This window comes from Candidatus Abyssobacteria bacterium SURF_5 (genome assembly GCA_003598085.1).
Taxonomy (GTDB): domain Bacteria; phylum Abyssobacteria; class SURF-5; order SURF-5; family SURF-5; genus SURF-5.
Window position 1 is genome coordinate 19,392 of the sequence record QZKU01000089.1, and the last position, 14,016, is coordinate 33,407.

Sequence of the window (14,016 nt, forward strand, 5' to 3'; positions counted from 1 at the left end):
AAATGAATCGAGAAGAGCGCCTTTCTTTTTTCGCTGACGCATCCCATGACGGCCAATCTCCCCGCCTGTGGGGAATCTATCCCCAGCGGCAGGAGGGGCTGTACATGCAGCGGGCAAAAACGCGATCAGGCCGCCTTTCGCCCGCGCAGCTGCGAGCGCTGGCGGAGATTTCCCGCCGCTTCACGCCCGAATATCCTCTCCACCTGACTACCCGACAGGACATCGAGTTTCATGGTGTCAGGATCGAAGACATCCGAGCCGTACAGAAGAAAATCAAAACCGCGGGCCTGAGCTGCATCGGCGCGTGCGGCGACAGCGTGCGCAACATCACCCTCTGTCCCGGCGCCGGTATCTGCCCCGAAAGCGGAGATATCGCGCCTGTTGCCGACGCCGTAAGAGAGGCTCTGGAGGCGCTTCCTTTCATTCAAAACCTTCCCCGCAAGTTCAAGATCAGTTTTTCCGCCTGCGAAAAAGCCTGCGCAGCGCCTTTTGTAAATGACCTTGCTTTTGTGCTGCATTCTGATGGGACTTATTCTTTATTGGGGGCAGGGTCAATAGGGTCGCCGCCGCGCACAGGGATGGTGCTGTCATCACGCCTCCTCGGCATAGAAGTTGTGGCGGCAGCGACGGCGGCGGCCCGACTCTTTTACCGGTTGGGAGATCGGAAGAAACGGCATGCGGCACGCCTGCGCCATGCGCGCGAGCGACTCGGTGACGAGGCTTTCCTCGAACAGTTTCATGACGAATTTCGACACGCGCTGAAAGTTTCGGCAATCGCCAGGCCGATTGTTTTGCCCGATCGGAATGGCTTTTCACAGGTCACCCGACTCCGCATCCCGCACGGCGATCTCTTGCCGGATCACGCGGCAAAATTGGCCGACGCCGTCGAGCAGGCGCAGGGTGAATTTCGGATCGATCTTGAGCACGGAGTGTGGCTCGTGACGAAGAGAGCGGTTCAACTGCCGGTCGAGTTGCAGCGGATGGAAAACCTGCCCAGCGTCATCAGTTGCCCCGGCAGCTCTCTGTGCAGTCGCGGGATGACCGGTTGCCGCAATATAGCTCAGGCGGTTTCCGAAAAAGTAAAGGTTCCTGAAGGAATTTGTGTGAAGATTTCCGGCTGCCCGAACAACTGCAGCCATGCCGCTGTCGCCGATATCGGCCTGATCGGCCGCGTGAAAAGTCTCAATGGCGCACGCACTGAATGCTACAGGTTGGTTGCCGGCGGCGGCAGCGGGCGCACGGCCGACCTTGCCGTTCCCCTGGCCCCGGCCGTTCCAAATGATCGCGCCGCCGACGCAATTGCGTGGCTGCTCGGAGAATATCAGGCGGCAGGAACAGGCATCAGCTTCGGGCGCTATATCAGGCAAGAGTCGGATCGGCTGACGGAGGCTTTGGCGAATCTTCTTCATTCGAATAATCTCCCCCTGCGGTCTCCTTCCGTTCGTCGCTGAATGATTATCGGGGAGGATGAATCTGACCGGCGGCCTCAATCTTTGTAAAGACGCGCTTCATCGCGCCCGCAGACGCAACAAATTGCGCGCCTGCAACAGTTCTCATCGAGGACAGGTTCTCTGTTCGATGGACAGATCCAGTGGTATTCTTCGCTCCGTAAAGGCGCGCTTCATCGCGCCCCACTACCCGCCTGCGACAGTTCTGATCGAGCACTGGTTCTCCTAACAGATCCAGTCGTGTTTTTCGCTCCGTAGGGGCGGGTTTTAAACCCGCCCGTTCCTGGAAAGCAACAAGGCCGCCCGAACCAGTTCGAACGGCCTTTATTACATCCAAAAATCTATTATTCGGTGCGGGGAGGGGGACTTGAACCCCCACGGGATCATATCCCGTCAGCCCCTCAAGCTGGTGTGTCTGCCTATTCCACCACCCCCGCTTAGTGCATTATTATTATACCATCCCGTGGAAAAATGTCAATCAATGCGCCTTCTGATATAATCGTAGGAGACTTCGTCAGGTGTGAGATCTGAATATGGCGTCGCCTGAACGAACGAGGCCGTGGAGCCCAAGGAGGGGAAGGGATGGCTTTAAGAATAGCATCTCCTCAGAATGTCACTGGCACGGGCCGCCGCTTTCTCCACACGCCTCTCTCCTTCCTTCGTCGGGTCGTTCTCCTGGTTGCTCTCCTGATGTTCTCCATCACCAATGCCGGTTGCGGGCGGGCGCGCGCCGGTGAAGTCGAATTCGAAACCGCACGCATCGAGCGGGGCGACATCGAGCATCGGGTAATTGCGACAGGTCGGATCGAGCCTCTTTCCAAAGTCGAAATACGGTCGAAAGTGAACGGGATTATCAGGACGCTTTCCGTGGATGACGGCGACCGGGTATCCAAAGGCCAAGTGATCATCGAACTGGACCGCGACATTCTGGCATCGCAGGTTAATGGGGCGCGGGCGGCTCTCGAGAAGGCGCGCGCCCGATACGAGCAGGCGCAGATCGAGGCTTCCACCGTCGATCTCGATTCAGCCCAACGAAAATATGATCGAACGAAGAAGCTTTTCGCCCAGGGATTGACCTCCGAAGAACAGATTGAGGACGCGCAAACCGCATTGGATATGGCAAAGCAGGCATATGCCGCAAGAAAAGCTGCGGTCATTATGGCGAACGCGGAATTGTCCGCGGCAACAGCGGCGTTGGAACTCGCCGAAAATGAATTGCAGTACGCCACGATAGTCTCGCCGGTGGACGGAATCGTTCTCCACCGCGATGTCGACGTCGGTTCAGCCGTCGCATCGGTAACATCCACCATGGGCACGCTCCTCATGACGCTCGGCGACATGCGCGAGCTGCATATGGTGGGCGACGTCGATGAAAGTGATATCGGATTGGTTCGCGAAGGAATGCCTGTTCGAATCTCGGTCGAATCGTATCCCGATCGGAAATTCAATGGCCGCGTCAAAAGAATCTCGCCGCTGGGTGTCGCAAAGGACAGGATCATGAATTTCGAAGTTGAAGTCAGCATTGAGGACGCCGATGTGCCGCTCAGGACAAATATGACCGCCGATGCGGAAATCATCGTAAATAAACATCAGTACGTGATCCTCGTCCCGCAGAACGCTCTTCGCTTCGAGCGCAGCCAGAGTTTCGTCGAGACGCCCGATTCCTCGCAGCCATCCGGCAAGAGACGGATCGATGTCACGCTTGGAATCGGCGGAACGGACTTCAGCGAGGTCTTGACGGGACTGGACGAAGGAACCGAAGTCGTCATCACGCAGAGATAACCTCGAATGGAAACGTCTTGGACGAGCACCTGATCTCCCTCCGAAATATAGGAAAAGTATACGACACCTCCCAGGTACAGGTGCAGGCTCTTCGCGGTATTTCGCTGGATATTCGTAAAGGAGAGTTTGTCTCTATTGTCGGCCCCTCGGGTTCCGGCAAAACCACACTCATGGACATTCTCGGATGTCTTTCGCGGCCCACCGCCGGCGAATATCACTTCGACAACAGGAACATCACCGGCGCGAGTGACGATGCCCTCGCCGGGATCAGGAACAGCAAAATCGGCTTTGTCTTCCAAACCTTTAATCTGCTTCCCCGCCTGAGTGCCCTCCAAAACGTCGAGCTGCCGCTTGTATACGGAGGGGTACCCGCGCGAGAGCGAAACCGGCGCGCAAGAGAGGTCCTCGAGGCAGTCGGGCTGGCTGATCGAATCCATCATAAACCAAGCGCTCTCTCGGGCGGTCAGGTACAGCGCGTCGCGATAGCTCGAGCCCTCGTGAATCATCCATCTCTCATATTGGCGGATGAGCCTACCGGTAACCTCGATAGCGCATCCGAGGCGGACGTCGTCGCTCTTTTCACAGACCTGCACCGGAAGGGAAACACCCTGATAATTGTGACCCACGAGGAATCGATCGCGGATCGGGCGGAGCGAAAGATTTCCATCAGGGACGGCCGGATCATCTCTGACGCCGCCAGAAAATGAACTCTTATGATCCTGCAAAACATCTTTGCCGAATCCCTCCAAAACCTCGGCTCGAACCGCCTGCGTTCCGCCCTGACCATGCTCGGCATTATCTGGGGAACTGCCTCAGTTGTCTTCCTGCTCGGCTGGGGACGAGGATTCGTCAACGTCATGCACACGGAGGCGAGAACAGTCGGCGACGGTTTCATCATCATCTGGCCGAAACGGGCTCGCTCCGAAATCAGCGGCCGCAAGGGAGCGCGGCAGTTGTATTTCGAAATGAAACACGTCGATGCCGTGCTGGCGCAATGTCCGTCCGTCCGCTACGCGACACCGGTAGAGGAGTGGGGCGGTCTCGTTATGAAATCCGGTAACAACCTCAAACCCGGCAACCTCGTCGGAGTCAATCCCGATGCGGCCAGTATCCTCAATCTGAAGATCGACCGCGGCCGATTCCTGCAACCTGCGGACGTCGACCACGGGAGGCGCGTCATCGTGCTTGCGGCAGACCTGGCGCAAGGGCTGTTCCCCGATGAGAGCAAGGCACTCGAAGGACGCGTGAAGGTCCGCGGAGTCACATTCGAAGTGATCGGTGTGCTTGAGAGAAAGGGAGATACCCTCGTTGATTGGGGTGGACGCGACGACGACAAGGCGTACATTCCCGTAACCGCCTTTCATAAAGATATCAGCGGGTGGAGATATGTGGGTATGATTTTCGTTCATCCGCGCGATCAGGCCCAGAGCAAGGCCTGCACCGAAGAGGTGCGGGCTGTCCTCGCAAAAGAACTCGATTTCTCGCCGGACGACAAGGAGGCCCTTGAGATAATCGACATCAGCGGCATCCTGACTTCCTTGGATACTATGGCGCTCATTGCCGCAATCTTTGTGACCACCATCGGCGTCATCACGCTCCTTGTCGGAGGAGTGGGCGTCATGAATATCATGCTGATCAGCGTGACCGAACGCACCCGCGAGATCGGCATTCGCAAAGCCATCGGCGCCAAACGATCCCACATCCTGCTCCAGTTTCTGGGTGAAGCTCTAACCATCACCATCGCAAGCGGACTTATCGGCATTGTGCTCGGAGTCGCGCTCAGCCTGGCGTTTGCCGCGGCGCCCAGGCCCAAACTCCTTGCCGCCCCCGAAATCTCGACGATCACAATTATCGGCAGCTTTACGGTTATGACCCTCACTGGCCTGCTTGCCGGCGTGCTGCCGGCCCGCCGGGCCGCCGGGCTGGAACCAGCCGAATCCTTGCGGTACGAATGAGGACTCCCCGACATGTTCTTCTGGGAATCGATCATCCAAGCCTGGTACAGCCTGAAGGGTCACAAATTACGGACCGGCCTCACTATGTTCGGAATCATCTGGGGCATCGCTTCCATGATCATTCTCGTCGGCATGGGAAGGTCATCACAAAAGCTGTTCTATAGGGAGTTCGAGAAGATCGGCGAGCGGCTGATCTTTGTTTGGGCCGGAAAATCAAGCAGCGGCCTTAGCGGTATAAAGGGGGGACGCCAGATTCGCTTCACGATCGAGGACGTCGAGGCTCTCAAAAATCATTGTCCGGATGTCGAAATGGTCACGCCGCAGGTGAGGGCCGGCTACAGGGAAGTCAAGCGAGATTCGGAAGTGCTCTCTTGCGAAACGTACGGGCTCAACGCGGATGCGAACATTATTCGCAACCTGATCGTGGAAGAAGGCAGATTTATTGTTTCCGATGACGTTACCTCCGGGCGCCGCGTATGCGTGCTTGGCGCCAATGTGAAAGAGAAACTCTTCGGCGATCAACCGGCAGTGGGGGAATCCATCCGCCTAAGCGGCATAATCTTCCATGTGATCGGCACGCTGGTGAAAAAAGGCGACCAGCTCAGCCGGCCCAGCACTCTCGACGACGACCAGGTCTCAATCCCATATACTACCGCGCAGGACCTGCTTATCGGCTCGCCATATTTCTATTCCATCTGTGTGCGGCCGGTTTCGCTTCTCAATGAAAAGGCCGCTCGCGAACAGATTACGGCGGCCCTCGCCGTACGACATGGGTTCGACTCCTCCGATTCGAATGCGCTCCATATTTTCGGGACCACCGATATGATAGCGCGAGTGAAAGGAGCTACCATAGGGCTCCAAATTTTTCTGGGGGCGGCCAGCATCATTACCCTTTTTATCGGCGGCGTCGGCGTCATGAATATCATGTTCGTCTCAATCAACGAGCGGGTGCGGGAAATCGGCATCATTAAGGCCGTCGGCGCAAGAAACCGGCAAGTATTCCTTCAGTTCCTGATCGAGTCGCTCTTCATCACGTTCTTCGCCGGCTCCGTCGGCGCACTCGGCGGGTGCTCGATTTGCCTTGTGCTCGGTTTGTTCAAAATGCCCCGCTTCGTTGCCCCGCCGGAGATCGACCCGGCGGTGGTCGCTGTCTCCCTCAGTGTCATGATCGTTGTCGGCGTGCTCTCCGGCATTCTGCCCGCGCTCCGAGCCTCGCGCATGCAAATCATCGAAGCCCTCCGCTCTCATTAGACTGTCCTCCACTGTTTCAGAACAGCCTCGAATGTTTTCCCCACAAGTACGTTCGCACCGTTTGCCTTTCATGCTCCTACTATTCCCATGAGGCAAATTGACCTTGACAAATGAATTTGGATAGGAATAGAATCAGGCTCTCATAGTGACTGGCCGTCGGGATTAACAGGAGGGAAAAAATGAGGAAGCAGACGGGTGTATGGTGTTTCTTTCTTTTGATGTTGGTGTTTGGGACGGTAACCGCCAGCGCCGAAACCGTTTCGGATAACTTTGATGACGGCGTCATCGACCCAATGTGGATCGTTGACAATGGCGCGCTCGGATTAAGCGTGACGGAAGAAGGAGGCTGCCTGAACATCTCTGGCCTGGCGGACCAGCCGGCAGCCTGGCTGGGCGGAAACATCTGGAATCTCCTTTATGACGGCGCACATCAGGTCGATGTTCAAATGAAATTTAAGGTGCCGGTGGCGACCGACATGAGTAATATCTGTATTTCTATCACCGGTCCGAGCGGTTCAGCACAGGTGGAATACAACACGCTGGGCGGCTACGCGATTGGCTGTAATTCAATGAGCGGGTGGCAGTGGTCCTCGCGCACGCCGGCCAAAGGAAACGAGGCAACTACTTACAATCTGCTCAAGCTGTCGTATGATCCTCTCTCGAACACTGCGACCGCATATGTCGGTGACGCCGATGGTTCCAATCAGCAATTCATCGGCTCGTTCAACATTGAATTGGTGCCGGTGGGCCTGCCGAATCCGAAATTGGGGGTCGCAATCCAGTATTGGACGCTGCTATATGCGGCCGTCGATATCGATGTCGACGATTTCTCCGTTTCCGCAATGCCGTATCCGGAATTGGTTCCGCCGCCGCTGGCGCTTGGCGTATCGCTGGGTCAGAGGCAGGAGCTTCAACCGGATGACGCGGAAATCCTTTGCCCGGCTTTCTCGAACGACGGCAAGAAAATCGCCTATCTGCTCAGGGAGGGCGCCCCTGAAGCCGGCGTATGGAATATCTATGTGAAGGAGCTGACCGCCGATAGCCCGGCGTACCGCATTACCGAAGACAGCGATTGGGCGGCGGTCACTGCGTGTTTAAGCTGGAGCCCGAACGACAGGCGCATCTTCTTCCTTACCGATTCCCCCGACCGTACACGCCGCGTTCGTTATGTCGATGCCACCCCGACGACCGATCGCGTCTCGCACCCTTATCTGACTGAATTTGACGGCGGCATAAGCTGGTTTTTCGACATAGATTTTTCTCGCAACACTGAGCACCAGGCGGCATATGTGCTCAATGGAGATGTCTTCGCTTTTTCTGTGGATGATTTCGGCGATCCGCTGCCCGGCGCTACTCATCGAAAGCTGCTGGATATGATCGACTTGCAGACAATTCCACGCTGGCTGCGCTGGTCGCCTGATGGAACGAAAATCACCTGTGGCTATGGCTTCAACATGCATTCATTCGCTATCTGGATAGTGGACGTCGCCAACCTTCCGTTGGGTGAAATGGTGCTTGATGAGAATAGTCCCTATGTAACCATCGTAACGGATACAAGAAATTTTGCCGCAGTCCCGGCCTTCTCTTATGACGGCCGGTATGTTTACTACTGCGCCGATTTGAACAATGTATTCAATCCAGGCACCTACGGCTGGAACAGGTTCAATACGACCGAGGTAATGCTGGGAGACGCCGACTTCGATATTTTTGTCGCGAAAGCCGACGGCAGTGCTCCTCCTGAACGATTGACCGCCGCTCCCCTCAGCCAGGGCATTTTCACTGTCTCCCCGGACGGAACGCTCCTCGCCTATAACACCGATGATGACACCGACGGCGACGGGGTGCGTGAAGGCGACGTCTACCTCTTTAACCTGGTGATTTCTGAACCAGTCGATGCGAGCGGGGGAGAGGTGTCTGATGGAAGCGGTACCACTGTCACGGTTCCGCAGGATGCTTTGACTGAACCCGTCACCGTAACGATCGAGACTCCGCTCCCCGGCTCGGAGCCGCCGCTCGATACACTTCCCGCCGGTACTTCTCTCGCGCTGGCGCGGGAATTCGGACCCGACGGACTCGTGTTTGCCGCACCGGTCAAAATAGAGATTAACTACACCGATGAAGAGGTTGCCGGGCTGGACGAAGCGAACCTCCAGATATATTGGTACGACGACATTAACAGTACATGGGAAGCGTTGACATCCGACTCTGATTGCACCGACCCCGCGACAAATGTCGTTTGCGCCTGGGTAACTCATTTCAGCACGTTCGGCGTTCTTGACGTGCCTACGCTGATGGCGGGGGCCGAGCTCGAGCCGCCCTCCCTGAACGTCAAAAGCAAAGGACAATATGTGACCGCATACATCGAGCTGCCGGCGGGATTTCATCCCTCGTCAATCGACGTGGGACAGATCATGCTGAACCAGGCGATCTCCGCGCTGGCTGCGCCCACCGCAATCGGTGATCACGATGCTGATGGGATTCTCGATCTGATGGTGAAATTCGATCGCGCCGCCGTGCAGGCATCCCTCCCGCTGGGATGGGCGCCCGTAACCATATCCGGCTGCCTCACCAATGGCGTTCCCTTCGAGGACACCCTGAGCGTCTACGTCTTTGACAAGGGGATGGGTCACTATAACGACAGCCGGCCGGATTCAATTGTCGAATAGGAAGTGAGATTAGCACGACAGCGGCTCTCTGCGCCGCACTCGCCCGGGCGGACTCTACATCCGCTCGGGCGCTTCAATTCCGAGCAGGTGCAGCGCGTTTTTGACCACCTGGCGGACCGCCTCGACCAGAGCCAGGCGCGCAAGCGAAAGTTGCTCGTTGTCGGATACCACGATGTGTTTGTTGTAGTAGGCGTGGAATAGGCCGACGACCTCAAGAATGAACGCCGGAATGCGATGGACCTCGCGCTTCTCGGCGGCCGCCTCGACCACCGATGGGAACTTCGAGAGATACTTCATGAGATCAACCTCTTCGGGTTCCTTCAGGAGCGACAAATCGGCTTCGCGATTGCGATCAAGATCAAATCCCTTGGATTCAGCGTGTTTGTTGATGCTGCTGATCCGCGCGTGCGCGTATTGAATGTAATACACAGGGTTCTCGCTTGACTCCTTTTTCGCGAGATCGAAATCGAAAACAAGATGGCTGTCGTAGCTGCGCATCAGGAAAAAGAAGCGCGTTACCGGCAGCCCGACTTCGTGCACCAGGTCATATAAGGTAACAAACTGCCCGGCGCGCGTCGACATTTTTATTTCCTTCCCGTCGCGCACAAAGCTCACCATCTGGTGCACGATGCATTCCAGAAAATCGTCGGGATAGCCGAGCGCCTTGATGACAGCCATCATGCGCGGGACGTACCCGTGATGGTCGGCGCCCCAGATGTCGATGGCGCGATCAAACCCGCGCTCGTGCTTGTCCACGTGATAGGCGATATCGCCGGCAAAGTAGGTCAGAGCGCCGTTGCTTCTTCTGACGACGCGATCCTTCTCGTCGCCGAGGGCGGAGCTGCGGAACCAAAGCGCGCCTTCCTGTTCATATAGAAATCCGTGCTCTTCGAGAAGCTTGAGCGCGCGCTCGACCTTTCCTTCCGAATAGAGGGCCGATTCGAGCGACCACATGTCGAAGCGAACGCCATAATATTTCAGGTCGCGGTCGATGAGCGCGATCATCTCGCGAACGGCGAACTGCCTGAAAAAATCGATGGTCGCCTGATCATCCTTCCCGACATACTTATCGCCTTCCTGCTTGCGGATATCTTCGGCCACGTCACGGATATAATCCCCCTGATAGCCTTCATCGGGAAACGCGGACGAAGGATCGAAAAGCTGCTGATAGCGCGCATGGACGGAGCGCGCAAGCATGTCCATCTGCTTGCCGGCGTCGTTGTAATAGTACTCGCGGGTCACGTCGTATCCGCAGAACGTGAGGCAGTTCGAGAGCACGTCGCCAAGCGTCGCCTGCCTGCCGTGACCAATGGTGAGCGGACCGGTCGGATTGCTGCTCACAAACTCGACGTTCACCCTTTTTCCGGCGCCGATGCGCGAGCTCCCATACGTGTCGCCGGCCGAAAGAACCTGCGAAATGACCGCGGCCACCGCCCGGTCCTTCAAGTAAAAATTGATGAAACCCGGTGCGGCAACGACCACTTTCTCGAAAAGCTCGTCGCTCACTTCGATATGTCTGACAACTGCATCCGCGATCTTCATCGGAGCCGTTCGCGCAAGACGCGCAAGCTGAAGCGAAACATTCGTGGCGTAATCGCCGTGCTCGGGATTATTCGGCGTCTCCAGGCGGATTTCGGGAACTGCGTCCAGACGCACACTTCCGTCTTCAATTGCCTTCTCAATGGCGCCGGCTATTTTCGCCTTTATTTTTGACTCTATCTCTTTTTCCATTATCTTTTAGATGATTTCCCTTTGGCCGTAACTACTGCTGCGGTGCGACCCTCTTCCACATCGCTGTCCTTCTGTCTGGCGGCGCGCATCCCCGAAAATCTCCCCCGGTAAAACCCGATGCCGCCCGCAAGAACAACGAGTCCCAAGCAAACCATCACAAACAGGTCCCCATATCTATTATACAATGTCGGATGAGAAACGGTGGAGATCGGCTCCTCCGAAATCCCGCGCGCAAAAACCTCTTCTCCCCAGGCATTGTGAACGATTCCGCTCACCTTGCCCCAGGGATCGATGAAGCAGGAGATTCCCGTATTCGTACCTCTTGCCAAGGTCATTCCGTTTTCAATCGCGCGAAACACGGCAATTGCAAGGTCCTGCCGCGGCTGAGCCGAACGGCCAAACCAGCCGTCATTCGTGATCTGAACGAGAAAATCAACACCCTGGGCCGACTCGCGCACTACGTGAGGAAAACTGTTTTCAAAGCAGATAAGCACCGCGAACTTCCTGCCCCCGACCTCAAAATGAGTGATTTCGCTGCCGGCGCTGAAATCGGAAATCGCCGGCACCACTTTGCCAACGAACCCGATCACATTCGCCATCGGAACATACTCGCCAAAAGGAGCAAGATGCCTCTTGTCGTACCTCCCCAGAATCCGCCCCTCGGGATCAAGGAGAAAAGCTGAATTATAGTAAAGGATGTCCTCCTCGCCTCGAATAACCACCCTTTCGTAATGGTTGCTCCCCATCAGCAGGTGAATGTTATTCTCTCGTACGATCCTGCCTACCCTGTCGATCTCGTTCACCAAAAAACCGTACAAGGCGCTCTCCGGCCAGATTATGAGTTGCGCTCCTTCGGCGGCAAGTTGATCGGTCATCCGCTTCTGCACCTTCAGCATGTGCACGGCATACTCCTCGCTCCACTTGACATCGAGCGAAAAATTGGGCTGGATCACGCCGACTCGCAATGGTGATGTCATGTCCGGCTGATCCGTCTGATGCGCTCCCCACAGCCAAACGCCGCCTATCACGAGGATTGCCGCCGCCGCAGGAATCAAAAGACGCTTCAGCGATCGAGCATTCACGATCACTTGGTAAATGAGCACGTTGACCACCACGACGAAGAAGCCGGTACTGTAAATCGAGCCAACCGACGCAAGCTGAGCCACGGGCAGATTGTTCCATTGCGTATATCCAAGCGAACCCCATCCGAAACCGGTGAAAATGTGATTCTCAACGTACTCCATCAATATCCACAAGGCGGGAAAAAAGATCGCCAGCGCTGCCGGCATCGTTTCTTCGATGTATTTTTTCCCGACCCATACCGCTCCCCAAAAACATGCAAACAGGAGCAGCAACAGCCCGACACCCAGCAATGCGATGCTCCCAACCCAATAGGTCAGCGAGGCAAACCACGAGAACGTAATTCCGTAAAAAAGAAGGCCGGCGGCAGTCCCCGCAAAGAAAGCCTGCTTCCAGCTTCGCTTGCGGCTGAACAACATCAGAGGAATCAGCCCAACATACGCCAGCGGCCAAAAGCTCGCATTCGGAAATGCCAGCGCAAGCAAAACCGCCGTTGCCGCAATCTGGAGGATGTGTCTTGCTTTCATTATTGAACTGATAGATGCTCCGTTTTTCTTTCAGCAAAAAAAGCAGGCCGAAAATGTGCCTGCCTTTCACAAAACCCTTTCCGGGAGTATTTCCGCAACTGCAACAGCAGGTGCTGCGTCCGACGTGTCCTTTTGTATTATGGCAGAAATCGAACGTAACCGCCTGCGAAACGCGAATCCTTTTTCAGCCGGCTCAGAACCTCAGTAGCTTCAGCTTCCGTTTGATACGGCCCCACCAGGACTCGATAGAAGCGCCCTTTGTTTTCGATATCTATCTCCTCAATAAACGACGGAAAACCTTTGTCCTTCAACGTTGACATCTGAGCAGTCGCCATGTTCTTGTCCTGCGACGAAGTCACCTGGATCGCAAAATGTCCCTTTTCCACAGTTGCAGCGGCTTGTTTTTGTTCCGGCGCCGGCGGTGCCGGAAGGTCTTTCTTTTCAACCACCTTGGCAGGTTCGGCCTTCCCTTCTTCAGCTTTCACGTCTTCAGCTTTCACCGGAACGACAGCCGAAACAACCTGAGGGGAAATCTGCGGAGGCGCTTCAGGTTTTACTTCCTCCTTCGCGGCAACAGCCGGCGGTTCCGGGGCAGGCTTGCTATGAAGGGCCGCCGCCGGGGCCACTTCCTCTGTCTGTACTGTTTTCACCGCGTCGGTGATGGACTCGGGTGAGGTGATGAGAGGCGCCTGCACCGCCTGTTCGAAGTGCTGAAACCCAACGCCGCTCTGGTAGCGTTCAATCCTGATCCCGAGCATGAGACTGAGCGCCATCAGGATGAGCACCATCGATACGAGGAGAACCAGTTTCCCGGAGCTGAACGCATATATGTATTGCCTTCCGGAAGGAGATCCCTTATCGCTCATTGGCCGAATCCTTTTGTGAAAGATGCGCCTCGAGTTTCTGTTTCACCTCTCGAAATTGGGCCTCGCTTATATTCGGGTCAACAACCTTCACCTGAACGTCGTGATATCGATCATGGAATACCAAAATATTCTCTTTCGCGTCGCCCTCTTTCTCTTCGCGCACAAAGCGAAATACCTTTTGCCGCCTTAATATGAGGGCGCATACGTAGGCCAGGGGCTCGTCGGCCGGCATTCCGCCGGCAATTGCCTCATAGAACAGCTTGAGCAGCGGCATGTATTGCGTCTCAGGCGTCGCTTTGGCAGCCGCCGGATCCCGATAGCGCGTCTCCCAATGTGAATAAAATGCATCTCCTGCCTGATTCGCTAATGAGCTCGGCCAGCACTCTTCACAGAAATCCTCGCGCACGAAAACATTCTCGCTCAGCTTCAACCGCGAATAATGCTTTTGATCGTTTGTGAAAGGTTGGCTACACTGGCGACACCGGCTGGATTCTCTCTGTATCTGGATTTCCACTGCTATCTCCGCTTCTCAGACACACTTAGACATTCCGGGGATTCCAGACCGATTCTACCACAGGCACTGTGGGGTGTCAAGAAACCAAAACTCCGATTGTAGGGCTTACGCATCTAAATCGGCCCTTGGGGGCGGATTTTTGCTGACTGCTCCTTCTTATTGGCTCTGTTGGGTTTCCTTTGTGGTTTTGGAGATG

11 protein-coding genes and 1 tRNA gene are annotated in these 14,016 nt (G+C 55.9%); 7 read left to right on the forward strand and 5 right to left on the reverse strand.

What is annotated here, in order from left to right:
• Positions 1-2 precede the first annotated feature (2 nt).
• Positions 3-1,451, forward strand: a complete 1,449-nt coding sequence (locus tag C4520_12865; protein ID RJP19467.1) for a nitrite/sulfite reductase — start codon at positions 3-5, stop codon at positions 1,449-1,451.
• A 16-nt stretch (positions 1,452-1,467) separates the two neighbouring features.
• Complete coding sequence (locus C4520_12870; protein RJP19468.1) at positions 1,468-1,677, forward strand: hypothetical protein; 210 nt, start codon at positions 1,468-1,470, stop codon at positions 1,675-1,677.
• A gap of 120 nt (positions 1,678-1,797) precedes the next feature.
• Here the strand turns inward: C4520_12870 and C4520_12875 are convergent.
• Positions 1,798-1,885, reverse strand: a tRNA-Leu gene (locus C4520_12875).
• Between the two features lie 145 nt (positions 1,886-2,030).
• Here C4520_12875 and C4520_12880 point away from each other — a divergent pair.
• From C4520_12880 to C4520_12900, 5 genes are all read left to right on the forward strand, one after another.
• The gene (locus C4520_12880; GenBank protein ID RJP19469.1) at positions 2,031-3,230 is read left to right on the forward strand and encodes an efflux RND transporter periplasmic adaptor subunit; all 1,200 of its coding nucleotides are present in this window, start codon (positions 2,031-2,033) and stop codon (positions 3,228-3,230) included.
• Between the two features lie 29 nt (positions 3,231-3,259).
• Positions 3,260-3,937 (forward strand): ABC transporter ATP-binding protein, encoded by a 678-nt coding sequence (locus C4520_12885; protein RJP19478.1) that lies wholly within the window; start codon positions 3,260-3,262, stop codon positions 3,935-3,937.
• Between the two features lie 6 nt (positions 3,938-3,943).
• Complete coding sequence (locus tag C4520_12890; protein RJP19470.1) at positions 3,944-5,185, forward strand: ABC transporter permease; 1,242 nt, start codon at positions 3,944-3,946, stop codon at positions 5,183-5,185.
• Positions 5,186-5,197: 12 nt separating this feature from the next.
• Positions 5,198-6,436: an FtsX-like permease family protein gene (locus C4520_12895; GenBank protein RJP19471.1), complete on the forward strand. Its 1,239-nt coding sequence runs from the start codon at positions 5,198-5,200 to the stop codon at positions 6,434-6,436.
• Between the two features lie 179 nt (positions 6,437-6,615).
• Positions 6,616-9,102, forward strand: a complete 2,487-nt coding sequence (locus C4520_12900; protein RJP19472.1) for a hypothetical protein — start codon at positions 6,616-6,618, stop codon at positions 9,100-9,102.
• 54 nt (positions 9,103-9,156) lie between these two features.
• Here C4520_12900 and C4520_12905 read toward each other — a convergent pair whose 3' ends face one another.
• The 4 genes from C4520_12905 to C4520_12920 all read right to left on the reverse strand — a co-directional run bounded on the left by C4520_12905 (position 9,157) and on the right by C4520_12920 (position 13,820).
• Positions 9,157-10,833, reverse strand: a complete 1,677-nt coding sequence (locus tag C4520_12905; GenBank protein ID RJP19473.1) for an arginine--tRNA ligase — start codon at positions 10,831-10,833, stop codon at positions 9,157-9,159.
• Entirely contained in the window at positions 10,833-12,440 is a 1,608-nt protein-coding gene (gene lnt / locus C4520_12910) for an apolipoprotein N-acyltransferase (GenBank protein ID RJP19474.1), read from the reverse strand. The genes C4520_12905 and lnt overlap by 1 nt, the downstream gene beginning before the upstream one ends.
• 137 nt (positions 12,441-12,577) lie before the next feature.
• Positions 12,578-13,306 (reverse strand): hypothetical protein, encoded by a 729-nt coding sequence (locus tag C4520_12915; GenBank protein ID RJP19475.1) that lies wholly within the window; start codon positions 13,304-13,306, stop codon positions 12,578-12,580.
• Positions 13,296-13,820, reverse strand: a complete 525-nt coding sequence (locus tag C4520_12920; protein RJP19476.1) for a hypothetical protein — start codon at positions 13,818-13,820, stop codon at positions 13,296-13,298. Before C4520_12920 ends, C4520_12915 begins: the two co-directional genes overlap by 11 nt.
• Positions 13,821-14,016: the final 196 nt, after the last annotated feature.